This is a genomic window from Nisaea denitrificans DSM 18348, from assembly GCF_000426505.1.
GTDB classification, from domain to species: Bacteria; Pseudomonadota; Alphaproteobacteria; order Thalassobaculales; family Thalassobaculaceae; genus Nisaea; species Nisaea denitrificans.
The window spans coordinates 1,689,072-1,713,635 of the sequence record NZ_AUFM01000011.1; the positions used below are offsets into that span (position 1 = coordinate 1,689,072).

Here is a 24,564-nt window from a genome sequence, read left to right on the forward strand (position 1 = left end):
GTTCCGGATCGCCGGTTACGCCTGGCGACCCTCGACTTCGGCCGACGACGGCGCCGCGTCGGGATCAGTCGCCCGGAGCCGATAGGCTGCAGCCTTAGGGGCCCAGTCCCGCCAGAGAACGCCGAGATCCTTCAGCGGATCGGTCGAGAAATCGACGCGGATGTCCGCATCCATCAATCCTTCGTCGCCGAGCACCTTCAGCCCGGCCGATTGCAGCGGTTCACGTTCGCTGCCGGCAGCCTCGCCAGCGAGCATACCCGCCTGCAGACGCTCCTCAAGCGGACCCATTGCCTCTTCAAAGGCGCGGACCATTTCGGGCAGGACATCGGCAGAGCCGAGGAAATTGCCGAGCGCGAGACTGTTAGCCCCCTCACACCCACCGCAATGATCGAGACAGGATGCCCCGGTATAATGTAGCGGCGCTCCTGTCGATGTCAGGATGCCGAGCTGGCGCCAGTGCGGTGCCGTCGCCGCCGCGCGCATGGCAGCCAGCGTTTCGGCAGCATCTTTGCTCTTCTGCCAGGCCGCGATCCCGACCGCGTGCAGACGCGGATCCGTACGCGCCTGAGAGAAGACGACACAGCCGTCGACGATGGCGCCCACACGAGCACCGACACAGACGGACGAAGTGGCAACGGCAAACCCTATACGGCCGGTTTCCGTGCAGCGTCCTGCGAGAGAAAAGGTCATTCCGTCACCTCAATGCCGGTTTGCGCGGTGATCGGCCCATAATGCTCGATCCGGCGATGCCGTGCGAAATCGAAGACGGACCGGCGAATATAAGCGCCAAGGTCGAGATCGCAGTTATAGGCGATAACCTCATCGTCCTCGGAAACGGCGCGGGCCACGACCTCACCGGTCGGCGCGACGATGGCGGAACCGCCGATCATCGCGAAACCGTCCTCGGAGCCGCATTTGGCCGCCGCCATGACCCAGGCGCCGTTCTGATAGGCGGCGGATTTCAGGCTGAGCCGGTTATGGAATTCACGCAGATGTGCCGGTTCCGGATGATGGATGTTCCGCGTCGGTGTGTTGTAGCCAAGCATGAAGACCTCTGCCCCGCGCAGTGCCATGACGCGGAAAGTCTCCGGCCAGCGCCGGTCGTTGCAGATGCACATGCCGAAGCGGCCCGATGGGGTCTTGAATGCCGGGAACCCGAGGTCGCCGACCTCGAAATAGCGCTTCTCCAGATGTTCGAACTCGCGATCGCCGATCGGGTCTTTCGTGCCCGGAAGATGGATCTTGCGATATTTGCCGAGGATCGCACCGTCGGGACCAACGAGAACAGAGGTATTGAAGCGCCGGGTCCGGCCGCCCTCTTCCAGCTTTTCCGCATAGCCGAGATAGAAGCCGATGCCGAGTGCCTTGGCTTCCTCGAACAGCGGCAGCATCGCCAGTGAAGGCAACCCCTCCTCGAAGAAGACATCGTACTCTTCCGGGTTGTCATAGATGTATCGCGGGAAAAACGTGGTCAGGGCCAGTTCCGGAAAGGTGACCCAGCGGGCGCCGTGAGAGTGGGCCTCGCGCAGCATTTCAACAAGGCGCGCAACCACCTGGGCCTTCGTGTCATGAAGGTGGACAGGGCCCATTTGGGCGACGGCGAATACTTCTTTCCGGCTCATGAAAGCCCTCCTCTTCGGCTCCGACACATGAAGTGCTAGACGAGCGAAGTATCACCGTGAAATAAAATTGGCAGGCGACTTAATAAGGTGAAATTATTGCCATGATCAATGCACGCCAGCTCGAAGTGCTCTGCACCGTCATCGAAGTGGGCACGACGGCACGGGCCGCGGACCTCCTGAATGTCAGCCAACCGGCTGTGAGCAACATGATTCGTCACACCGAGGATCTGGTAGGCTTTCCTCTTTTCGTGCGCGAACGGGGCCGGCTGGTACCGACCCGCGAGGCCCAGCATATTGCGCAAGAAGCGCAGTATCTTTTCATGCAGCAGAAACGCGTTGAGAACATCATCAACGAATTGCGCGGTGGCACGGTCGGCCGGCTCCATCTCGTGGCCACGCCATCGATCGGCCATGGGATCCTGCCGCGCGTGATTGCCGAGTTCGTCAGGAACAAGCCGAAGCTGAAGCTGTCAATCGAGCTTGGAAGCATCGACGAGAATATCGAGAAACTGGTCAGCGGGCGGGCCGATCTCGGCCTCTCCATCACCCCGCCCCGCCATTCCATGCTGTCCGTCCGCCCAGTTGCCGAAGGCCGGATGATGTGCGTCTGCCCGATCGATCATGAAATGGCCCTGTCGGAACGGGTGAACGTCACCGACCTCAATCACGTGAAACATATCTCCTACGCAGCCGGCACTCCGCTCGGCCAGATCATCGACACGGTTTTCTCGAAACAGGGTCTGGAACGGCGCTATTTCTGTGAAGTCCGACACACTGCGACCGCGCTGGAGATGGCAATCGCCGGGCTGGGTGTTGCCCTCGTGGACAGCTTTGCCTTGTTCGGCCGGGACCTCACCACGCTCTCGGCCCGTCCGACCCATCCCGTCCTGCCCCTCAGCCTTCATTGCATTTCCTGCAACCTGTTCCCGACATCGAACCTGGCACTCCAGTTCCAGAGGTTCTTCAGCGACTTTCTGAAAAATCACGACATTCCAGCGACCAAGCCAACACCTATAAACTGACATTATAAAACAGGAGCAAAATATTATTTTCAGGTTTTAGACCCGCATGATCTGCTCCGTCCCGATCCTGGCCGAACCGCTCCCGGCCGCCCATACAGACGGGACGCCTGCACTCTATGAGCAATCCGATTCTTTCCATCCGAAACTCGGTCAAGCGCTACGGACCGGTCCATGCTTTGGATCATGTCGATCTGGATGTCGCCGAGGGTGAGTTTCTGACCCTGCTGGGCCCGTCCGGCTCGGGAAAGACGACGCTCCTGACCGCGATTGCCGGCTTCACGGACCTGTCCGAGGGAAGTGTTTCCCTGCGCGGCCGCGACATCACGAACGAGCCGCCGGAGCACCGCGATTTCGGCATGGTTTTCCAGGGTTATGCCCTGTTCCCGACGATGACTGTGCGGCAGAATGTCGGCTTCCCCCTGAAAATCCGCAAACGCCCGGCGAGCGAGATCCGCGCACGGGTCGATGAATGCCTCGAACTGGTGCAGATGGGCGCTTATGCCGACCGCATGCCGAGCCAGCTTTCCGGCGGGCAGCAGCAGCGTATCGCCCTGGCCCGTGCTCTTTCCTTCAAGCCTCAGGTGCTGTTGCTGGATGAGCCGCTCTCCGCGCTCGACAAGAAACTCCGCGCGGACCTGCAGTGGGAGCTGAAGGCCCTGCACGACCAACTCGGCGTCACCTTCATCTACGTAACCCACGACCAGGACGAAGCCCTCTCCATGTCCGATCGGATCGTCATCCTGAAGGATGGCAAGATCCAGCAATCCGGCATCCCGGACACACTCTACAACAAGCCGCGGACCCGTTTCGTCGCGGACTTCCTCGGCAAGTCGAATTTCCTCAGCGTCAAGGTGAAGAGCCGCGAGGGCGATCATCTCGAATGCGTCGCCGGCGAAGCGGCCTTCCCGGTGGATGCAACCGGTCATTCGGGGACCGTCGGCAACAGTGCCGAAATCGCCCTCAGGCCAGAGCGGATCCGGTTGACGGAGCCCGGCAAGGAATTCCTGACCGGTACGGTGAAGCAGGTGAGCTATCTCGGCGAACGCTGCCAGGTGCTCCTCACCCATTCTGTTCTGGGGCAGATCCTCGTCTCCTGCCCGACCTGGAAATCCGGCATCAACCCCAACCCTGGCCTCCAGCTCGGCTTCGGCTGGGACGCGGATGCCTGTGTGATTCTCGAGGCTGAATAGCAACGCCTCGCAAAAGCAAGAAACAGGGGGGTCATCGAAATGGAGAAAGACATGACCGAAACAACAGATTTTGAAGCCAAGGCCGATATCGCGGAGATCGCGGTAGAGCGCTACAAGCAGGGTTTGCTAACCCGTCGCGGCTTCATCGCCGCAATGGGCGCGCTGGGTATCCTGCCGGCGCTTAGCGGCAAGACAATGGCCGCGACGACGGAAATCATCGTCGTGAACTGGGGCGGTAAAGCCAAGGACATCCTTCAGGAAGTCATGTGCGATACCTACACCAAGGAAACCGGCATCAAGGTCACCGTGGACGGCGCCGGCCCGTCCGCCGGCAAGATCCGCGCGATGGTCGAAAGCAACGCGGTGGTCTGGGATCTTTGCGACAGCGGCGCCGGCTCGGCGCTGATCCTGGAGAAGGCTGGTGTCACCCAGCCGATCGATTACAGCATCGTCGACAAGTCCAAGGTGCTCGACGGCGCCGTCTACAACAACGGTGTCGGCAACTACGTCTATTCCTACGTGCTGGCCTCGAACCCGAAACTGCTCGGCGGTAATGTTCCGCAGAGCTGGGAAGATGTTTGGAACGTCAAAGACTTCCCGGGCATGCGGACGTTCCGCAAGTCGGTCCGCGGCATGCTGGAAAGCGCCACGATGTCCATGGGAGTTGCTCCGAAGGACGTTTACGAAGCCCTCGGCACCGATGACGGCATCAAGGCCTCCATCGACCGTTTCCGTCAGCTCCGCGAGCACGTCATCGTCTGGGGCTCCGGCAGCGACAGCCAGAACCTGTTCCTGCAGGAAGAAGTCTCGATCGGCAATATCTGGTCAACCCGCGCCCATCTGCTGAAAGACCAGATGGAAGAAGGCAGCTTCACCGTCACCTTCAATGGCGGCGTCGTCGCTCCGGGCATCTGGGTTGTCCCGAAGAGCAACCCGGCCGGCACGGAAGAGGTGATGAAGTTCATCGCCCACGCCCAGACGCCGGAACTGCAGGTCAAATGGCTTGAGATGATCGGATGCGGTCCGGCCAACCCCGCCGCTGCGGCCCTGGTGCCTGACTCGATGCAGAAATGGAACCCGTCGAGCCCGGAAAATCTGGCCACCCAGATTATGTACAACGACACCTGGTACGCGAAGAACCAGATCTCGGCCGAAGAACTCTACGTGGACGCGCTTATCAACTAAGCCGTCCGGCGGGCGGGGCGGCGCCTCCCTCCAGGAGCCGCCCCGTTCCTTTATGACCCTTCCCCGTCCGGAGCCGACATGCCGCGTCTGAACGACCAGATCCGCTATTGGATGCTAGTGCTGCCCGCGCTGGCCATCATGGTGATCTTCTACATCCTGCCCGTTCTGGGCATCTGGGAGATTTCATTCACCGAACCGGCCACCGGTTTCGGCAACTACGTCAAGATGACGGAGTCGAACGCGGTCAAGACCAGCTTCATCCTGACCTTCCGCGTCGCCGCCATCACCACCGTCGGCTGCCTGCTGCTCGGCTATATTGTCGCCTATGCGATCTCGAACTTCGTCAGCCGCCTGACGCCCCTGATGATGGCGCTGGTGCTGCTGCCCTTCTGGGTTTCGGTTCTGATCCGCTCCTTCAGCTGGATCATACTGCTCGGCCGTTCCGGTCTGGTAAACGACACCCTGCGTGATATCGGACTGGTCACCAGCCCGCTGCGCCTGATGCACAATGAACTCGGCGTACTGATCGCCATGATTCACGTCATGCTGCCCTTCGCGGTGCTGCCGATGCTGGCCAACATGCGCGGCATTTCGCGTTCCTATACGGATGCGGCACGCGGCCTCGGCGCCAGCGAATGGACGGCCTTTCGCTCGGTCTATTTTCCGCAGACGCTGCCTGGCGTGTTTTCCGGCGCGCTGCTGGTTTTCGTGCTCTCGCTCGGCTTCTTCGTCACCCCGGCACTGCTTGGCGGCGGCCGCGTGCTGATGATCTCCGAATATATCACCTACCAGATCCAGGAATTCCTGGCCTGGGGCCTCGGCTCGGCGCTTTCGGTGGCCCTGCTGGTCGCGACCGCCCTGGTCCTGCTCATCGCGGCGCGCTTCGTGAACCTGAAGTCGGCCCTGCTGGAGCGCAACTGATGAAGACCTCGCCGTTCCGCATCTTCTTCAATACAGGGGCCTGGGCCGTCCTCGCGTTTCTGCTGCTGCCGCTGCTCGTGGTCATTCCGATCTCGCTGACCGACACCAGCTATATCGGCCTGCCGAAAGAGCATCTTTCCCTGCAGCACTATGAGAACTATTTCAGCTCTGCCGAATGGCTCGGTGCGACCTGGACCAGTATCTGGATCGGCGTCGCGGTGGCGATCGCCGCCACCGTCCTCGGCACCGCCTTCTCCATCGGCTGCTGGTTGATTTCCAGCCGGGCCTCGACCATCGCCCGCTGGGTCCTGATTGTGCCGATTCTGGTACCGCCCGTGGTCCAGTCCCTCGGCTTCTACCGGTTCTGGGTAAAGCTCGATCTGATCGACACCTATTTCGGCGTCATCCTGGCCCACACCCTGCTGGCGCTGCCCTACGTCTCGATCTCCGTCTTCACAGCGCTGGCCAATCTTGACCGCCGCATTACCCAGGCCGCGCGGAGCCTCGGCGCTTCGGTCTGGCAAACGGTGATCTCGGTGATCATTCCGGCTATCCGCCCCGGCATGTTGACCGGCGGCATCTTCGCCTTCATCGTCAGCTTCGATGAAATCGTCGGCGTTTTGTTCCTCACCGTCCGCACTGTAAACACGCTGCCGAAACAGATCTGGGAAGGCATTCAGGAGAGTATCGATCCGACCATCGCGGCGGTCGCCACCTTCCTCGTTGTCCTTTCCCTGATTGCCACTGCCGCCGTTTCCCTGCGCAAGAAGACCGCATGATATGAGCCGATTGCTGCTGCGTGATGCCCGCTATGTCCACCATGGCGCGGATGGAAAGCTCGAAATCCGCCGGGGCCATATCGCCATCGACGGCAGCCGGATCGCTGCCATAGCCGACAGCCTGAACGGCACCGACTTCGCGGATTTCGAACCCGTCGACATGACTGACCGACTGGTCACCCCCGGCCTGATAAACGCCCACACCCACGCGGTGCTGCTTGTGCTGCGGGGCACGGTCGAGGATATCGAGGGCAACCTCGTCTACCAGTACATGGTTCCAGCCTCCTATCTGCTGGAGCCGCAGGAACGAGCCGCCATCGCCCGCCTCGCCTGCGCCGAGGCAATCCGTTCCGGCACCACGACCATCGTCGACCCGCTGCGTCACGTGGCCGATTACGCACCAGCGATGGTCGATACCGGCCTGCGGCTCTGGCTCGCCGAAAGCTGCGCCGACGCTGTGACTACCGAGGTCGGCAGCGGAACCTACCGGTTCGACCGGGAATTCGGCGAGACCTTCCTTAGCCGCACCCGCGATCTGATCGAGCGCTTCCATGGCACCGAGGATGACCGGGTGCGGGTGATGATCTCCGCTCACGCACCGGACAATTGCAGCCCGTGGATGCTGGCGGAGCTGAAGAAGCTCGCGGGGCAACATGGCCTGCGCCGCACAGTGCATCTCAGCCAGATCATCAGCGAGAAGAAACAGGTCGAAAGCCTGCATGGCTGCACCTCGACGGAATATCTCCAGCGCAACGACTTCCTCGGCGACGATCTGCTCGCCGTGCACTGGACCTTCTGCACAGAGCAGGACGTACAGATCCTGGCCGAGACCGGCACCCATTTCGCCCATTGCCCGGCCTCTATGTCCGCCAAGGGCCCGCACAGCCTGCCGATCAAGGCGATCCTCGAATCCGGTGTGAACATCGCGCTCGGCACGGACAACATGACCGAGGACATGTTCCACGCCATGAAGCTCGGCCTGATCGTGCATCGCGGCGCTTATGGCCGCTCGGTCGTGCCGACGCCGAACGATATCTACAATTACGCCACCGTGAATGCCGCCCGCGCGCTGGATCATCCGGGCATCGGTCATATCGCGCCGGGCATGAAGGCCGATCTCGCCATGATCGACCTGATGACCCCCGCCATGACGCCACGGCTTTCCGCGATCTCCAATCTGGTGCATTACGGACACCCGGGACTTGTCACCGATACCATGGTCGACGGCCGGTTCCTGATGCGGGACAGGGAATTGCTGACCGTCGACGAGAAGGCCGCCGTGACGGAAGCACAGAACGCGACCGAGGCGATGTGGCAGCGGTTCGAAGCAGAAGACAGGGGCGTGCCGCTTCCGGCGACCGACCCGGCCTGAAAAAAAATAATCCCGCCCGGCGGGAGCCAAGGGGGACTACATGACCTTTTCGATCATTGGACGCTGCGAGCGCACTGGCTGCTATGGCGCGGCCATCACCACCTCCGACCTGGCCGTCGGGTCGCGCTGCGTGCGTCTCTCCCACGGGCGCGGCGCCATGCTGTCCCAGCACCGGACCGACAGCCGTCTCGGCGATCTCGGCATCTCTCTGCTTTCAAAGGGCGCTGCGGCGGATGCGGTCGTCTCGGAGGTTTGCGCCTCCACCGCCGATATCGAGTGGCGCCAGATCGGTGCGCTCGATTCCGATGGCCGGGCCGCCGCCTATCATGGTCGCCGGATGTATTCGATCTACTCCCATACGGTCGGCCGAAACTGTCTCGCACTCGGTAATATCCTCGCCAACCCGGAAGTGACCCAGAAGATGGCCGACGCCTTCTCCCGCGATCCTTCCCTGCCGCTCGCCGAACGGCTGATGAAGGCGTTGGAAGCCGGACGCGACAGCGGTGGCGAAATCCTCGGCCCGCTCCGCTCGGCGGCCCTGCGTGTTACCGGAGAGCACGGCATCGACACTTACGATCTGCGGATCGATATATCCGGTACTGACGCCGTTGCCGATCTGCGTACCCTGTACGAGGCCTATCAGGGCCGCGAGGACACCATCCGCCGCGTTGCGCTGGAGCCGGAAACCATGCCCATCATGCGCAATCTTTTCGAGGCAAGCATCGAGCGGATCGCGGAGTTGGGTCTCGAGGACAGGTTCCCCACCGCCAGGCACCGGGATAGCTGGACCGTGAAGGACTGAGCCATGGCAAGCAATAGTATCTACTGGAACGCAAGCGCCAGTCCGGCCCGGACCACAACAGAAAGCACGCTGCCGAAGCGTGTCGACGTGGCCATCGTCGGCGCTGGATATACCGGGCTTGCCGCAGCCATCCATCTGGCACGGGCGGGCCGCTCCGTCGCTGTGTTTGACGCGGAAGAGATCGGCCATGGCTGCTCATCCCGCAACGGCGGCATGGTCGGCCCCAGCTTTCATCAGCTCGGTATCGCCGGTCTGACCTCCCAGTATGGCGAGACGAAAGCCCATGCGATCATGCAGGAGGGCATGAACGCGCTCGACTATTTCGAACGCTTCGTCGCGGAAGAAAAGCTCGATTGCGATCTGCAAATGACCGGCCGCTTCCGGGGCGCCCGCAGCGTCGCTGGCTATGATGCGACAGCGCGGGAATGCGAGAAGCTGAACAAGGCCGTTGGCCTGCCGTTCGAGATGATCGGCAAGGAAAACCAGCGCGCCGAGATCGGCACGGATTTCTTCGATGGCGGCGTGGTCTACCACCGCGATGGGGGCATTCACCCGCGCAAGCTCGTCAATGCCCTGGCCGAGAAGGCAATCGAAGCCGGAGCGATGCTGTTTCCCTCGACGCCCGTCAAGGGCATGCGCCGCGACGGCACGGAAACGGAGATCTTCTGCACAGACACAGTGGTAAAGGCCCGCGACGTTCTGGTTGCGACCAACGGCTATGCCGACCGCCGCAGCAATGCAATGCACCAGCGCGTGGTGCAGATCCGGACAGGTGCCATCGCCACCGAGGAAATTCCGGCGGATCTGATGGCCGAACTGACGCCGAAAAGCCGCATGTTCGGCGAATCCGCTCGCATCTTCATGTGGTTCCGCCCTTCGCCGGACGGAAAACGCTTCATTTTCGGCGGCCGCATGGGAGAGCCGGGCTGCACGCCGGAGGTGCGCGCCGCCGCCATCCGGACAGCTGCTCTCCGCGTATTCCCGCAGCTTGAAAACATCGGCGCCGCACATGTCTGGTACGGCGATGTCGCCTATACCCCGGACCACTCCCCTCACCTCGGTTTCGAGGACGGCGTCTGGCTCGCGGGCGGCTATTGCGGCTCTGGCGTCACCCGAAGCCTCTACTTTGCCATGAAGCTGTCCCGCCGGATCCTCGGCGAGGCGGATGCGGCGACCGCCTTCGACGACCTTCCCTTCAAGAAGGTCCCTTTCAAGCCCTTTTCCCGGAAAGTGGCCGACCTGATGTCCCGCTGGTGGGCATGGCGGGACGAGCGGGACCTGATGAAGCGCGCCTGAGCACTCGCAGGTCGTGACATGGCGGAATGACGCCCTGCGCTTTCCGGCCAATGACCGCCCGCCCCATGGCGTGGTAATTCTTCACCCATCGATACCGGCGGATCCCTCCGCCGCGCTCAATCAAATGCATGAAGACCGGCAAGGCTGAACCAGCCGCACGGTCTCGGCATCTTCTTGGAGGAAGAAACCAAATGACTGTCGGTTTTATCGGACTTGGCCGCATGGGACGCCCGATGGCGTCCAACCTTTGCCGCAAGGGTTTCCGGCTGGTCGTCAACGACATCAATCAGGATGCGGTGAAGGAGCTCGAACTGCTGCAGGCGTCGAGCGCAGCAACCGTCGCCGAAGTCGCCAGCAAGTCCGAGGTGATCGTGACCATGCTGCCCGACTCGCCCGTTGTGCGTGAGGTTGTAGCCGGGCCGGACGGGATTATCGCGAACGCCCCGAAAGGCGCCCTCATCCTCGACATGAGCACGGTCGATCCGGAGACGACAGACGAACTCGCGGCAGCCGCCAAGGCAAAGGGCCTGAGCTTTGTCGACGCACCGGTCGGGCGCCTCGCCCAGCATGCGGACCGGGGTGAATCCCTCTTCATGGTCGGTGCCGAGCCGGAAGATTTCGAGCGGGTGAAGCCGATGCTCGAAGCCATGGGAACCACCGTCTATCATTGCGGCGGAGTGGGCACCGGAACCCGCACGAAGCTCGTGAACAACTTCCTCGCCGTCGCGTCCTGCCAGTTCAACGCCGAGGCGCTGGCCCTGTCGCAGGGCTTCGGGCTTGATCTCGAACGGACTCTGGACGTGATCTACGGCACGACGGCAGTGAACGGTCAGCTCAAGGTCAACTGGCCGGACAAGGTGCTGAAAGGCGATACCGCGCCGGGCTTCACCATTGATCTCGCCCATAAGGATCTGTCGTTGATCATCCAGGCCGCGAACGCCGCCAAAGTACCGATGCCGATGGCCGCCGCCGCGCGGGAGATGTTCACGGCTGCCCGCGCCCGGGGCTTCGGCAAACAGGACTTCTCAGCCATGGCGGACGCGCATTGCGATCTCGCGAATCTCGAGAAGCCGCGCCTGAAGCAGTAGATAAACAAAAGCAGCCGCCGGAGCTCTCCGGCGGCTGTCTTGACTTCAAATCACGCAGCAGCAGAGAACGCGCCATCCAGTGCCTTGCGGGCACCGGTCAGGGATTCTTCGCGGGCCTCGTCACCGAAGGCGAGCTTCTCGGCACGGACGAAGGTCACGTCGGAAATCCCGATGAAACCGAGCATGCCGCGCAGATGCGGCTCCTGCGCATCCATTACCTGGGCCGGCCCCTCGCTGTAGAGGCCACCACGGGTCTCGACGACGATCGCCCGCTTGCCGCTCAACAGGCCCTCCGGGCCGTTCTCGGTATAGCGGAACGTCACACCCGCCTGCAGCACATGGTCGAACCATGTCTTCAGGGTCGAGGTGATGCCGAAATTATACATCGGCGCCCCGATCAGCACGGTATCGGCAGCAATCAACTCACCGACAAGTTCGGCAGCCAGCTTTTTCGCGGCCGCCTGCTCGTCATTTGTCGCCTCGGCGCCGCGAATGATCCCGACGGTGTTTTCGGTAAGATGCGGTAGCGGAGACCCGCCAACATCTCGACGGATGACGGTCGCGCCCGGATCTTGGGCCTGAAGTTTTGCAACCGCTTCATCAATAAGCAGTCCGGAAGTGGAGGCATCGCCGAGGGCGCTGCTGGTGAGAACGAGAATGGTCGACATGATCTGGATCCAATGTCTGCTGGTCAGGGTGTTTCCAGTAAGGTAGTGATCCGTCATGCGGTCCGGAATACGCGCCCAGAGGATCGAACTGTTGCTTCTGGAGGAACACTCAAATGATCGAAATCGAGGACATGCGCTGCTTCCTCGAAGTGGTGAAAAACGGGGGGTTCAACCGGGCAGCGACCTATCTCGGAATATCCAAATCCATCGTCAGCCGCCGCATCGCCCGCATCGAGGCGGATCTCGGTACCGTGCTGCTCAGCCGCACTACGCGCGGGATCAGCCCGACCGAGGCCGGACTCGAATTCACCATGCGCTGCGAGCGCATTCTCGCGGAATATGACGATGCGCGGGAAGCCGTCGCCCAGCACGGCGGTGAAGTGGTCGGCTGCCTGCGTCTGTCGGCACCAACATCCTTTGGCATCAGACATGTCGCGCCGGTCCTCGCCGAGCTCGCAAAACGCCATCCCCGACTCGAGATCGACGCTTCTTTCAGCGACCGCAGGGTTGATCTAATCGCCGAGCGGTTCGATGCCGCCATACGCATAGGTAAATTGCAGGACTCAAGCCTGATCGCCCGCCGGATCGGTCCGGCACGCTCCGTTCTGGTGGCCAGCCCGGACTATCTCGACCGTCGTGGCCGGCCACAGAAGCCAGCCGACCTGACAAGTCACGAATGCCTGATCTATACCGGCCGCGCCGAGCCGGATCTCACACTCCGAAGCGGCGGCAGATGGGTTTCTGTTCGTCCGTCAGGCAGGTTGCGGTCGGACAATGGAGATGCGCTGCTCGCCTGGGCGATCGAAGGGCTGGGCATTACTTCGGCCCCGACCTTCATGCTGGCCGACGCAATCGAGAGCGGCGCCGTCGAGCCTGTACTGCCGGACTTTCCGACGCCGGAATTCGGGATTTACGTAATCCGGCCGCCGGGCGCGAATGTTCCCGGCAAGGTCCGCATGTTGATCGATGTCCTGGTCGAGTATTTCGGCGGCGAGCCGCACTGGGACCGCTGCCTCATGCACGCCGCTGGAGAGCCGCTTGCCCCGTCGGCTTAGCTGACCGGCACAGCTCTGCGGCCAAGCCGGCGTTGCAGCACCCGCATCAGGAAAAAGCCCGCCTGCAGGGTTAGCCCGAAGCACAGAATGCCGATGGCAAACAGCACCATCTTGTCCGCAAGCGATGTCATCGGAGCAGTGGCGCGCAGGATAACCGAAATCCCCTCGGTCACACCGATAGCCGCCCCTGTACTGGAAGACATCACCAGCACGAAGAAGGCGCGGGTGATGTTCGGCAGGAACAGCAGTGCTCCGAGCATCGATCCGCGGCGCAACTGCATCACCGCCTCGATGCCGTTATCCACCACGTACGATGCGGAATAAGGCACGAGAGAAAGAGCCACCGCCATCAGCGGCGACGGCGCCAGACCGATGCTCAGCTCACCGATGGTGATCGCCGTCCCACTTGGGATCGCGTTCAGCAGGAAGAACATGACGACAAAGGTTGGGGCCGCCCGCATCACCCCGACCAGAGCGGCGACGATCACCTTGAAAACACCGCCCGAGAGGCTAAGCAAGCAGAGCAATCCACCGAGGGCGAGACCGATGACCAGCGCGATGAAGGCGATCTCGAAATTCACCACCATGCCGGCAAGCAACTGCGGCAGAAACTCGTAGAGATCCGGAAACTGGGTCATTACGCGTGCCTCCTTTCCAGAGCCACCCGCAACCGGCCGCAAAGCCAGACCACGATCATGACGACGAGGACGTAGAAGATCAGCAGGATCGTATAAGTCGTCGCCCTGCCGCTCGCGAAGGAGGTGATATCCGTCAGGGCACTCAGCAACTCCGGCGCGCCGATGAAGGCGGCGACGGGTGTGCCCTTAGCGGCATTGATCAGGAACGAGACGATCTGGGTCGCCGAGCGGCTTACGGCACGGCCGAACAACTTGGTCTCGGCGACATCCTTACCCGCGTTCTCCGCATGCAGTGTGTGCATCGCCTCGCCAATGGCCTGCCCTGCGTTACTGCCATTCATCAGGCCCAGAGCCACGATGGCAGCGCCAATCGCGACCACGGACGAATAGCTGAAGAATTCCTGCGCCACCGCTGCCGCGATGACCACAGTCAACACCACGGGCGAGGATTGCAGGATCACGGTGAGAGCCTTGAAGACCCATTGGACAATAGAATTTTCCGAGCTTTGCAGCGCTCCCAGGAGAAGGGCGAAGAAGAGCGTCGCGCCCAGCGCGCCAACGACCAGATAAAGCGAATTGAAAATGCCTCTCTGGAACAACGTCCAGGCGGGCACAGTCTTTAACATCGGCAGGGACACCGACAGCCCCGTCCGATCTGCAATCCATTGTTCCACCGCAACCACAGTTCCGACGAACGACGTTAGCTCCAGTGCCGCATCGAGCGGCGGCAGAACACATGCCGAATCTGTGTTGCCTTCAGCAGTATTGCACTCCGGGCGGGCCCAAACCTCTTTCTGACGCTCCAGGAAGCCGGCCGCGATGGTGTTCTTCAGCCCTATTTCGAGGAACACGCCCGTACGGTGAAAGGTCTGGCTCATAAGGTCGAGCACCTCTGCCAGCCTGTCACTGCCGGTGCGCGCCACCCCCATGCCCCAGGGTACTTGCGCGAAACCGAACTTCGGCTCGAAGCGGTGGGCAAATTCCTCATCGGTGAAGTAGGAAGCAAAGAAACTGTTGTCCTGCGCTGCCAGCATGCATGTCTCATCCGCAAGGCGAACAGGGAGAACCGCCGCCTCCTCGAACAGCATGAGGCGGGCCTGATGCGAGATCATCTGGGCATTGGAGCCGTTGCCTATCGTCACGCAAATGCTGCGTCCGGCAATATCCTTCCAGCCCGCGACCTGCAGCTCTTTCGGCCCGACCAGAATGGTCTCGGACTGGTAATAGTGCGGGCGGATGAAACGAGCCTGGCTGTCTCGCTGGGTGTTGTGTCCCATGGTCGCCAGAACCACGTCGATCTTGTCTTCATCAAGCAGGACGATACGGGTTGCCGCCTTTACCCTGACGAATACCGGCGCGACACCAAGCCTAGCTGCAACGGCACGGGCAACGTCCACATCATATCCGAAACGCTCATCGCCCTCGCGCGTGCCGAAAAGCGGATACTTTTCGCGGACACCCGCCCTGATCCTGCCGTCACAAAAGATACGAACGAGACGGTCGGTGTCGGGCTTCTCGCACGCCCCGGGCGTTTCAGCCTCAACACGGGCCTCATCGAGTAAGCGTCCGAGCGCCGCGTCCGGCATCTCCGCTAGCGCCGGAGCAACGCCCGTTACCAGCAGCCCGGCAACGAGCAGCAGAAAACGCCATTTACCCGGCATGCGAATCCCGATCTTCGGTAGCAATTTCAACAATATGCATATCAGCGAATGCGTAAGGCCCATAGCGATGGATCGATTTCCCTTCCTCTGCCCGCAGCACGGACGGAGTCATCAGGGCGAGCTTATCCTGATCGATCGACACCAGCACGGACTTGACGATACGAAGTGTCAGCCCGTGTGCTGCGACAGCCTCCCGCGATGCATCGAGGCCGACGAAACCATTATGGGTCAGCACCGCGCGGCCACCTTCCCCCAGATGATCACGCAGCCCAGCCAGAAACGGATCAAGCAGCCTGCGGCCATCCGGCCCACCCGCGCTCCAGGTCGTATGGCGCCCCGGGATCTCGTGATCTTCCATGGCGAAATGCGGCAGGTTGGCAGCGATCAGATCGAAGCGCTGGCCAGCGACCGGCTGCCACATGTCACCACGATGGATCTGACTGCGCTGTCCGTGCCCGAGATCCTGAAGCAACAGGGTCCCCGCAGCGACCGCGTCATGCTCAACATCGACGCCGCAAAGCGAGGCCGCCCCCAGACGCGCCAGAGCTGCCAGAACGACACCGCTTCCAGACCCCATTTCCAGCGCGTGCGCGTCCCGGACACGCTCCATATTGAGATGCAGGGCATGTATCAGGGCCGCCGTATACTCGCTCGGTCGAAGCGCTGAAGGCGCAACGGTAATCTCTGGTAATACAGACATTGCTCAATCTGAAATTTCTGTGGGTGTTGCGTCTTTTGCCAATCTCAAAGCGAGCCGGCGTGCCATTTCCGCAGCCACCGTATCATCCGGATATTCGGCCAGGATCGCCCTGTAGCGTGCCAGCGCAAGATCCAGCTCCTCGGCGACCAGTGCCTCGTAGGCATCGCGTGTCATGCTGCATAGCCGGACAAGACGCTCATCCGGCTCGAAGGCGGGTTCAAGATCGTAGGCACCGACCAGCTCATAGATCGGCACCTTGCCGCGCCGCCCCTTGACCGCAACCTCGTCGATTGGCCGGACACACAGCCGGTCACCGGCCTCCTTGAATACCGTATGGCTGATACAGATCCGCGTTCCGTAATCCTTGTTGATGCCCTCAAGACGGGCGGCGATGTTCACGCCGTCCCCCATGACCGTATAGTTCATCCGGTCCGAGGACCCGATATTGCCGACCAGAACCGCATCGCTGTGAATGCCGATACGGATGTTCAGCGGCAGCATGCCCTGCGCAGTCCAGTCTGCATTCAGGCGCGCCATCTCATGCTGGATCCTGAGAGCCGCGAAACAGGCGTGCATGGCGTGATCGTCCAGCCTGTTCGGGGCGCCCCAGAACGCCATCACCCCATCGCCGATGAACTTGTCGATGGTGCCGCTTTCCAGCTTGGTCGCCCGGGTCACGGCCTCGAGATAGGTCGAGACCCGCTGCAGGAGTTGTTTCGACGGCGTGGATTCCGAAAGGGTCGAGAACCCCTCGATATCGGAGAAGAACACCGTGAGGAACTTGTTGTAACCGCCGAGCGCCAGCTTCTGGTCCGTGTCGAGAAGCTGACGCACCAGATCGACAGGCACGAAGGATGCGAAGGATTTAACCGTTGTATCGAGCGTGTCTATGGCGCGCCCGAGCAATGCGACCTCCCGGATCGGGGTCTGCAGCGACAGCGGACTCTCGACCTCGAGGTCCTTGATCTTCATCACCTTGACCGCGAGCCTCTCAAGCGGCGCCGAGATCACCCCGGACAGGAAGTAGATGATGATGATCTGCACCAGGATGGCGATCAGGCCGAATATGAAAAGCTGCCTGTTCCGCTTCTCCAGCGTGCTGGTGAAATCAGAAAGCGGCGTAACGACGAACAGTTGCCACGCCTTGCCGAAAGATGCCGGAAATGTCGTCAGGCTCGCGACATATTCCCGGCCCTGATGCTCAATCGTATACATCCCCTCGCGGTCACGCGGTCGCAGGCTGAAGGCAACAGCCGGCAGATCGTCGCCGAGCGACGTCACATGCATGAGCTCGGGGCGGCCATTCCGGCTGCCATAAGTCTTTTCCTGCCGCGAATTGGCGATAACACCGCCCTGATGGTCGAGGATGAAGGAGACAGTGCCCGAGCTGATATTGCTCGCGGCCAGATAATCCGACATTCCGTCCAGGGTGATGTCGGCAGCCGCAACGCCGCGCACGTTGCCGTCCTGCCCGTAGAAGGGCGCGCCGACGGTGAAGCCAACCAGGTCCAGCACGGCGAAAACATCGACATCGCTGACGGACATCCCGCCAGATGCCAGGGCGGTTTCATACCAGAGCCGGGCTCGTGGATCGTAGGAGGTGCCTTTTTCGGAACGGCCGATTTCACTCCGGCCGGCATCGAGGAAAACATAATGGTCGACTGGCACCTCACCGGACGAGCGCCCGATCCAGCGGTCGGCGTAGCGCGTCCCTGTCGGCGGCAGCTTGCCTTGCACCTCGACTTCGGGATCGATCTGCCGGGCTTGCCGGAACGAGCCGTCTTCCAGCCCGACATAGGCACTGATGATGACATCGCTGTGCTGCAGGATGCTGTGGAGATAGGTAATCGAGCCGTTCGCCTCGTAAAACTCCGGCTGCTCCCCGCCGAGCGCTGCCGCACTGCGGATCAGCGACTTAATGGGCTCGAACAATTGCTCGATATTGTCGATTGCCTCGTTATTGAACCGGTAAAGCAGCTCCTCCGCATGGATATGCGCCGCTTCCTGATTCGAAACGTAGTTCACTGCCACGATGGTGAGGAACACCGGCAGCGTCAGTATGATGAACAACGTCAGGATGACCGGACGCAGTCGCAAATTCTTTGTCGAGAGACTCATTCCAGCGCTCACACGGCGACCTAACGATGCGATCTAACACATGATAGTTGAATAGTTTTTCATCGCCGAGGACTATTTATGAATGCTTGCGGAGCGTCAAAGTAGGCACAGCCTTTGGAGGGTGTGTCCATCAAGCAAACAGCTCAATTTCCTTATTTTTTGCGCGCCTTCAGCCGGATTGATCGCACGGCACCGAGGCCGCACCTCAGCAAGAGGAAGACGTGCGAGCGCGCCAGCTTTCAAACATCGCAAACGCCACTAACGAAGCCGTAATGTATACACCTTAAACAAAACCGATCATAAACATGCCTGTTTTTGTTATGTTTCGTGATTTTATATTTCCATTGTGTATACATCTTTTCCTGCAGCACATACTATCCTCCCTCATCAGATCGAATCAGGAACCGGCGATGATGGAAAGCGAGAGTCAGGAACGGGGGCAGAGTCAGTCGGAGCGTGCACTCTCCGGCATCAGAGAGCTTCTGTTCTCGGGCGTCTTCGAGCCCGGCGCCCGGTTAAGCGAGCCAGCCATTGCAGAGCGGCTGCAACTCTCCCGCACCCCGGTACGCGCGGCACTCGCCCGGCTTGAGCAGGAAGGCGCGGTAGATGCCATTCCGTCCGGCGGCTTCGCCGTCCGCAAATTCGCGACCGACGATATTCTCGATGCCATCGAACTGCGCGGTGTGCTTGAAGGCACCGCCGCGCGCCTCGCTGCCGAGCGGGGCATTTCCCCGGCCCAGTCCATGTCCTTCAGGACGCTGCTGTCGGAGATCGATGCGCTGCTTCAGGTCCCGGGTGAAGACCTCGATCACGAAGCCTTTACCGCCTGCAATGCAGTCTTCCATGAGCTGGTGAAGGAAAGCTGCGGCAGTTCCGTAATCGCACGGGAGCTTGATCGGCTGACCGCCCTGCCTTTCGCCAGCCCGAACGCGCTCCTTATGGTGCAACGGGATCTGCCGGAGTTTCATGGCTCTCTGGTTCTGGCGCAATCTCAACACCGGGCCATCGTGGAGGCCATTGAGTTGCGCGAGGGCAGCCGGGCCGAGGCCCTTGCCCGCGAGCATGCCCGCCTTGCCCGGCGCAATCTCGAAGTCGCCATGAACGACGACCGGATCAAGGCCCGCTATCCCGCCCTCACCCTGGTGACGGCCTGAACAGACAAAAACAGAAACCACAAAATCGGGAAGAGACGACGCTATGAGTGAACGCTTTGACAATGGCATGAAGATCCGCCGCTCGGTGCTGGGCGATGCCCATGTGGACCGGGCCGAAGCGGCGAAGACGGCATTCGACGAGCCGTTCCAGAGCTTCATCACAGAAGGCGCCTGGGGCACGGTCTGGGCCAGCGACAAGCTGACAAAACGCGAACGCTCAATGATCACCCTCGCCCTGCTGGCCGCGCTCGGCCAATGGGACGAAGTCGCCATGCATGTCCGCGCCACGGCGAACACCGGCGCAACTCCTGAAGACCTTCGGGAAGCGATGATGCATGTCGCTGTCTATGCCGGAGTACCCGCGGCAAACCACGCACTGAAAATCATCAAGAAGACTTATGGAGAGATGGGAGTGGAGATATGAGTCTTAGCAACCAAAGGCCGGCCGGCGGGATCTTCGCCCGGGACCGGGCCTGGCAGCCCGAAGCCCTGACGCCGCAATACAAGACCTCGGTCGCCCGCTCGCCGAGCCGGGCACTGCTGTCCATGCCGCAGACCCTCAGCGAGATCACCGGTCCGGTCTTCGGCCACAACATGATCGGCGCTCTGGATAATGACCTGATCCTGAATTTCGCCAAGTCGGGCGAGAGCGCCATCGGCCCACGCATCATCGTCTATGGCCGCGTGCTGGACGAAAGCGGACGCGGCGTGCCGAACGTGCTTGTAGAGTTCTGGCAAGCCAATGCCGGTGGCCGCTACCGGCACGCCAAGGAAGGCTATATCGCCCCGCTGGATCCGAATTTCGGCGGTTGCGGGCGCTGCATCACCGGCGAGGACGGCTCTTACGAGTTCCGGACCGTGCAGCCCGGCCCCTATCCCTGGCCGAACCGGGGCAATGACTGGCGCCCGGCCCATATTCACTTCTCGCTGTTCGGCCAGGGTTTCGCCCAGCGGCTGATCACGCAGATGTATTTCGAGGGCGATCCGATGATCTGGAAATGCCCGATCGTCGATACGGTGCCCCATAGTGACGGCATCGAAAGCCTGATCGCGCTGCTCGACATGGACAGCACGATCCCGATGGATGCCCGTGCCTACAAATTCGACATGGTGCTGCGCGGCAAACGCTCGACCCTGTTCGAAAACAAGCTGGAGGGGAACTGATGCAGTCGCTCAACCGTCTGAAGGAAAGCCCGAGCCAGACCGCCGGTCCGTATGTCCATATCGGCTGCGTGCCGAATTTCTGCGGCATCGAAGGCGTCTATCCCGAGGATCTCGGGACAGCCATGGTCAACGAGAAGACCAAGGGAGAGCGGATCAAAGTTTCCGGTACCGTTTATGACGGCACCGGTACTCCGCTGAAGGATGCCATGATCGAGATCTGGCAGGCTGATGCGGACGGGCTCTATCCCAGCCCGGAGGAACATCGCGGTACGGCCGATCCGAACTTCACCGGCTGGGGCCGCAAGGCCGGCGACTACGGGACCGGCGAGTGGATTTTCGAGACCATAAAGCCCGGCGCGGTCCCGTTCCCGGATGGCCGCATGATGGCACCGCATATCACCTTCTGGGTGGTCGCCCGCGGCATCAATATCGGCCTGCAGACCCGGATGTATTTCCCGGACGAGGCCGACGCCAACGCCAAGGACCCGATCCTGACGCGGATAGAACACCAGAACCGGGTGCCGACCCTGATCGCCCAGAAGACCGGCGACGGCGCCTACAAGTTCGACATCATTCTGCAGGGTGAGAACGAGACGGTGTTCTTCGACGTCTGAGTTGGCACCGACGTGAACCTGAAGAAGGCGGGCAAACTCTGCCCGCCCTCTTTCCGTCGTCAATCAGATCATTCCGATCAATACTTCACTGAACAGCAGCATTTCGGCGAAAGACCGAGAGCAGAATAATATCCGGAGGAACAATGTCAGGCTCGCGCGAAACCATGACCGCCGGCGGCGCCATCTTCACGCGCCTGAAGGCGCTCGGCATCGATTACGTGTTCTGTAATTCGGGCACAGACTTCCCGCCGATCATCGAAGGCCTCGCCGAAGCTAAGGCAAAGGACATCGCCCTGCCGCAGGCACTGACGATCCCGCACGAGCACGCGGCCATGAGCATGGCGCACGGCTATTACCAGCTCTCCGGCAAGTGCCCCGCCGTCATGCTGCACACCAATGTCGGCCTGTCGAACGGCGTCACCGGCGCCATCAACGCAGCCTGCGCCCATGTGCCGATGCTGCTGATGTCCGGCCGCACACCGATCACCGAGCACAGCCGGTTCGGCGCCCGCACCGTGCCGATCGGCTGGGGCCAGGAAATGCGGGATCAGGCCGGCATGGTCCGGGAATGCTGCAAGTGGGATTTCGAACTGCGCTATCCGGAACAGATCACCGAGCTGATGGACCGAGCCTACGCCATCTCGAACTCGACGCCGAAAGGCCCATCCTATCTCTCCCTGCCCCGGGAAGCCCTGTGCGAGACAATCTCTGCCGACGGCCTGACCGCCGACGGGGCTCTGGCGCCTGCCCGGATCATGCCCGAAGCCTCCAGCCTGCAGGCGGCCGCGATGGCTCTGGCCAATGCAGAAAAGCCGCTGATCATTGCTCAACGCGGCGCCGGCGATGCGTCGAGCTTTGCCCGTTTCCAACAGATGGTCTCGGACTGGGCCATCCCGGTCTGCTCCTACTGGGCTGTCGAGCTGGCGCTGCCGACGGATCACGACTGCCATGTCGGCCCGAACCCCTCGACATGGATCGAAGAGGCGGACGTCATCCTGATATTGGACAGTCTCGCCCCCTGGCAGCCGGACATCCACAAACCGCGCAGCGATGCGACCGTCATCAATCTCGGTCCCGATCCGATCTTCTCCCGCTTCCCCGTACGCAATTTCAAATCCGCCATAACCCTTGCGGGTGAGAGCGCGGACACCATCCCGGCACTCGCCGCCGCGCTCGACGCGCAACCGAAAAACCAGGCCCTAATCCGCGACCGCCGGGAGCAGATAGCGGCAGCATCCTCCGCCACCCGGGCGGATATGGTGCGCACCGCCGAAGCTGGAAACAGCGGCCCCATGACCAAGCAATGGGTCAGTCATTGCCTTGGCAAGGCACTCGAAGGTCGCACGTCCACCGTCTATTCGGAGCTCGGCACCATGCTCGGCTTCCTCAGCCGCCGCGAGCTGAACTCCTTCTTCCAGGAACCCCATTCGGGCGGTCTCGGCTGGGGGCTGCCTGCAGCCCTTGGGGCGCAGCTCGCCGATCCAGACAGGCTTGTGGTCGCCACCATGGGCGACGGCTCTTACATGTTCTCGAACCCGACGGTCTGTCACCAGATCGCCGAAGCACTGGAATTGCCGGTTATCACGCTGATCCTCAACAACCACGAATGGGGCGCCGTCCGGCAATCGGTCGTCGGCCTCTATCCGGACGGCCATGCCGCGAAGTCGAACGAGGTACCGCTGACGGCTCTGACGCCAAGCCCGGATTTCCGGCAGACGGCCAGCGCCAGCAATGCGCATGTCGAGCGGGTCGAACGGGGTGACGAGTTGCCCGCCGCGCTGGAACGCGCCATTTCCATCGCCACGAAGGAGCGCCGGCAGGTTCTGCTGGACGTGCAGGTCGCCGCATGAATTTGCGGGTGACATCAACTGTTGCCCACCTCGCACAGGACTGGTCCCGCGCGTCGGGGTTGTTCAGAGCCCCTCCCGCCGTGTAGCCTTCCCTAATTCACGTATCGGAAGAAATCGCTCCCGGCCAATGTGGTGGCGGAACCGGTGTGTGGAATGGGGAACGACGCTGGGAAAATCTTTATGACAGATATCCAATATGTAGCGCCGTCGACGCTGGATGAAGCGGTCGGCGCTTACGCTGCGGCGAAAGGCGCTGCCCGCATTCTGGCTGGCGGTACGGATCTGCTGGTGCAGATGCGCGCGGGCATGGTCAAGCCCGGCCTGATCGTCGACATCAAGAAAGTCGCGGAACTGAGTGTGATCGAGAAAACGCCGGAGGGCGGTTTCCGGATTGGCGCTGCCGTGTCCGGCGCCGTTCTGGAAGAGCACCCGACATTCGGCAAGGTCTGGCCCGGGGTGCTTGAAGGCCTCAACCTGATCGGCTCGACACAGGTTCAGGGCCGCGCTTCCGCCGGAGGAAACCTCTGCAACGGCTCACCTGCTGCCGACAGCATTCCCGGCCTGGTCGCTGCCGGTGCGATCGCGACGGTTCAGGGTCCGAACGGACGCCGCAATATACCGGTCGAACAAGTCCCGACCGGCCCCGGCAAAACCAGCCTCGCCCCCGGCGAAATTCTGGTCAGCTTCACATTGCCGCCTCGCCCCGCACATTCCAGCGACGCCTATCTGCGGATGATCCCGCGCACGGAAATGGATATCGCCGTCGTCGGTTGCGCTGTCAGCCTGACCATGGATGGCGACACCTGCACCGCGGCCCGTGTCAGCCTCGGCGCCGTCGCCCCGACCGTGCTGCTGGTCGAAGATGCCGCCAAGGCCCTGGTCCTGACCAAGCTGGACGATGCCTCGCTGGACAAGGCCGCTGCCGCGTGCAGCGCCGCCTGCAATCCGATCGACGACAAGCGCGGGACCATTGCCTATCGCACCAAAGTCGCGGGTGTGCTGCTGAAACGCACCACCGCCATCGCCGCCGAACGCGCCAAGGGAGGCTGAGCACATGGCCAAGATGCATATCACCACCACCATCAATGGCGAGCCGACGGAATTCCTCTGCGAGCCTTACGAGACCATGCTGGACGTGCTTCGGGACAATCTCGGCATGACCGGCTCCAAGGAAGGCTGCGGCTCCGGCGATTGCGGCGCCTGCAGCGTCACCCTGGACGACCGGCTGGTCTGCTCCTGCCTGATGCTGGCAGCAGAGGCCGAGGGTCATGAGATCCGCACCATCGAGGGTATGTCAGAGGGCGAAGCGCTGCATCCGCTGCAGCAGAAGTTCCTCGAAACGGCTGCGCTGCAATGCGGCATCTGCACCCCCGGCGTTCTGGTCGCGGCGGATGCCCTGCTGAAGAAGAACCCTAACCCGAGCGAGACCGAAGTGCGGTACTGGCTCGCCGGTAATCTCTGCCGTTGCACCGGCTATGACAAGATTGTCCGTGCCGTTCTGGAAACCGCCGCAGACCTGCGCGGCGCCGCCGAATAAAGACTTATTGGCAAGACCGCCGCGGGCCCGTAACGGCGCTCCGCGGCGGCTGTCTTCAAACATATTCCGAATGTTTATTTTGCGACGCAGCAATGTCGTTCCCATGACGAATGCTGCCCTCTCTCTCA

General features: G+C 61.7%; 24 protein-coding genes. 17 read left to right on the plus strand and 7 right to left on the minus strand.

Translation table 11 applies throughout. The features are described 5' to 3' along the window. Positions 1–15 precede the first annotated feature (15 nt). Together K328_RS0108920 and K328_RS0108925 are read right to left on the minus strand one after the other, a co-directional pair. On the minus strand, positions 16–690 hold the full coding sequence (locus K328_RS0108920) for a DUF1028 domain-containing protein (RefSeq protein ID WP_028465689.1): 675 nt from the start codon (positions 688–690) through the stop codon (positions 16–18). Beyond that, entirely contained in the window at positions 687–1,622 is a 936-nt protein-coding gene (locus K328_RS0108925) for an N-carbamoyl-D-amino-acid hydrolase (RefSeq protein ID WP_028465690.1), read from the minus strand. The genes K328_RS0108920 and K328_RS0108925 overlap by 4 nt, the downstream gene beginning before the upstream one ends. Before the next feature lie 101 nt (positions 1,623–1,723). Between K328_RS0108925 and K328_RS0108930 the strand changes: the two genes are divergently transcribed. The 9 genes from K328_RS0108930 to K328_RS0108970 all read left to right on the plus strand — a co-directional run bounded on the left by K328_RS0108930 (position 1,724) and on the right by K328_RS0108970 (position 11,277). Then, positions 1,724–2,644: a LysR family transcriptional regulator gene (locus tag K328_RS0108930; protein ID WP_028465691.1), complete on the plus strand. Its 921-nt coding sequence runs from the start codon at positions 1,724–1,726 to the stop codon at positions 2,642–2,644. 116 nt (positions 2,645–2,760) lie between these two features. Further along, positions 2,761–3,834 (plus strand): ABC transporter ATP-binding protein, encoded by a 1,074-nt coding sequence (locus K328_RS23175; RefSeq protein WP_036553267.1) that lies wholly within the window; start codon positions 2,761–2,763, stop codon positions 3,832–3,834. A 51-nt stretch (positions 3,835–3,885) separates the two neighbouring features. Then, a complete protein-coding gene (locus K328_RS23180) occupies positions 3,886–5,019 on the plus strand; it encodes an extracellular solute-binding protein (RefSeq protein ID WP_036553269.1) in 1,134 nt (377 codons plus the stop codon). Between the two features lie 78 nt (positions 5,020–5,097). Then, positions 5,098–5,940, plus strand: a complete 843-nt coding sequence (locus tag K328_RS0108945) for an ABC transporter permease (RefSeq protein ID WP_028465692.1) — start codon at positions 5,098–5,100, stop codon at positions 5,938–5,940. Further along, the gene (locus tag K328_RS23185) at positions 5,940–6,719 is read left to right on the plus strand and encodes an ABC transporter permease (RefSeq protein ID WP_036553270.1); all 780 of its coding nucleotides are present in this window, start codon (positions 5,940–5,942) and stop codon (positions 6,717–6,719) included. The genes K328_RS0108945 and K328_RS23185 overlap by 1 nt, the downstream gene beginning before the upstream one ends. A gap of 1 nt (position 6,720) precedes the next feature. Further along, positions 6,721–8,091 (plus strand): amidohydrolase family protein, encoded by a 1,371-nt coding sequence (locus K328_RS0108955; RefSeq protein WP_036553271.1) that lies wholly within the window; start codon positions 6,721–6,723, stop codon positions 8,089–8,091. Positions 8,092–8,131: 40 nt separating this feature from the next. Beyond that, entirely contained in the window at positions 8,132–8,893 is a 762-nt protein-coding gene (locus K328_RS23190; protein WP_051284672.1) for a DUF1028 domain-containing protein, read from the plus strand. Positions 8,894–8,896: 3 nt separating this feature from the next. Beyond that, positions 8,897–10,189, plus strand: a complete 1,293-nt coding sequence (locus K328_RS23195; protein ID WP_051284673.1) for an NAD(P)/FAD-dependent oxidoreductase — start codon at positions 8,897–8,899, stop codon at positions 10,187–10,189. A gap of 128 nt (positions 10,190–10,317) precedes the next feature. Then, on the plus strand, positions 10,318–11,277 hold the full coding sequence (locus K328_RS0108970) for an NAD(P)-dependent oxidoreductase (RefSeq protein WP_084608179.1): 960 nt from the start codon (positions 10,318–10,320) through the stop codon (positions 11,275–11,277). A 50-nt stretch (positions 11,278–11,327) separates the two neighbouring features. On the opposite strand, the gene K328_RS0108975 is transcribed toward K328_RS0108970, so the two are convergent. Next, positions 11,328–11,945, minus strand: coding sequence for an FMN-dependent NADH-azoreductase (locus K328_RS0108975; protein ID WP_028465695.1), 618 nt, complete (start codon positions 11,943–11,945; stop codon positions 11,328–11,330). Positions 11,946–12,058: 113 nt separating this feature from the next. Here K328_RS0108975 and K328_RS23200 point away from each other — a divergent pair, with 113 nt between their 5' ends. After that, the gene (locus tag K328_RS23200; RefSeq protein ID WP_036553272.1) at positions 12,059–13,000 is read left to right on the plus strand and encodes a LysR family transcriptional regulator; all 942 of its coding nucleotides are present in this window, start codon (positions 12,059–12,061) and stop codon (positions 12,998–13,000) included. On the opposite strand, the gene K328_RS0108985 is transcribed toward K328_RS23200, so the two are convergent. Genes K328_RS0108985 through K328_RS0109000 form a run of 4 tightly spaced genes read right to left on the minus strand, consistent with a single transcriptional unit; the run spans position 12,997 to position 18,117 of the window. After that, positions 12,997–13,638 carry a hypothetical protein gene (locus K328_RS0108985; protein ID WP_028465696.1) on the minus strand — a complete coding sequence of 214 codons (642 nt, stop codon included), beginning with the start codon at positions 13,636–13,638 and terminating at the stop codon, positions 12,997–12,999. The genes K328_RS23200 and K328_RS0108985 overlap by 4 nt on opposite strands. Beyond that, a complete protein-coding gene (locus K328_RS0108990; protein ID WP_028465697.1) occupies positions 13,638–15,299 on the minus strand; it encodes a transporter substrate-binding domain-containing protein in 1,662 nt (553 codons plus the stop codon). The genes K328_RS0108985 and K328_RS0108990 overlap by 1 nt, the downstream gene beginning before the upstream one ends. Next, a complete protein-coding gene (locus tag K328_RS25735; protein ID WP_084608181.1) occupies positions 15,289–15,999 on the minus strand; it encodes a methyltransferase domain-containing protein in 711 nt (236 codons plus the stop codon). The genes K328_RS0108990 and K328_RS25735 overlap by 11 nt, the downstream gene beginning before the upstream one ends. Positions 16,000–16,002: 3 nt before the next feature. Beyond that, positions 16,003–18,117, minus strand: a complete 2,115-nt coding sequence (locus tag K328_RS0109000) for an adenylate/guanylate cyclase domain-containing protein (RefSeq protein WP_028465698.1) — start codon at positions 18,115–18,117, stop codon at positions 16,003–16,005. A gap of 410 nt (positions 18,118–18,527) precedes the next feature. Between K328_RS0109000 and K328_RS0109005 the strand changes: the two genes are divergently transcribed. From K328_RS0109005 to K328_RS0109035, 7 genes are all read left to right on the plus strand, one after another. Further along, positions 18,528–19,271 (plus strand): GntR family transcriptional regulator, encoded by a 744-nt coding sequence (locus K328_RS0109005; protein ID WP_205620600.1) that lies wholly within the window; start codon positions 18,528–18,530, stop codon positions 19,269–19,271. A gap of 43 nt (positions 19,272–19,314) precedes the next feature. Next, a complete protein-coding gene (gene pcaC, locus K328_RS0109010) occupies positions 19,315–19,695 on the plus strand; it encodes a 4-carboxymuconolactone decarboxylase (protein WP_028465700.1) in 381 nt (126 codons plus the stop codon). After that, a complete protein-coding gene (pcaH, locus tag K328_RS0109015) occupies positions 19,692–20,435 on the plus strand; it encodes a protocatechuate 3,4-dioxygenase subunit beta (RefSeq protein ID WP_028465701.1) in 744 nt (247 codons plus the stop codon). The genes pcaC and pcaH overlap by 4 nt, the downstream gene beginning before the upstream one ends. Beyond that, a complete protein-coding gene (gene pcaG / locus K328_RS0109020; protein ID WP_036553274.1) occupies positions 20,435–21,049 on the plus strand; it encodes a protocatechuate 3,4-dioxygenase subunit alpha in 615 nt (204 codons plus the stop codon). Before pcaH ends, pcaG begins: the two co-directional genes overlap by 1 nt. 143 nt (positions 21,050–21,192) lie before the next feature. Next, positions 21,193–22,899, plus strand: coding sequence for a thiamine pyrophosphate-requiring protein (locus K328_RS0109025; RefSeq protein WP_028465703.1), 1,707 nt, complete (start codon positions 21,193–21,195; stop codon positions 22,897–22,899). A gap of 180 nt (positions 22,900–23,079) precedes the next feature. Beyond that, on the plus strand, positions 23,080–23,949 hold the full coding sequence (locus tag K328_RS0109030) for an FAD binding domain-containing protein (RefSeq protein WP_156901211.1): 870 nt from the start codon (positions 23,080–23,082) through the stop codon (positions 23,947–23,949). Between the two features lie 4 nt (positions 23,950–23,953). Further along, the gene (locus K328_RS0109035; RefSeq protein ID WP_028465705.1) at positions 23,954–24,436 is read left to right on the plus strand and encodes a (2Fe-2S)-binding protein; all 483 of its coding nucleotides are present in this window, start codon (positions 23,954–23,956) and stop codon (positions 24,434–24,436) included. The last annotated feature ends 128 nt before the right edge of the window (positions 24,437–24,564 follow it).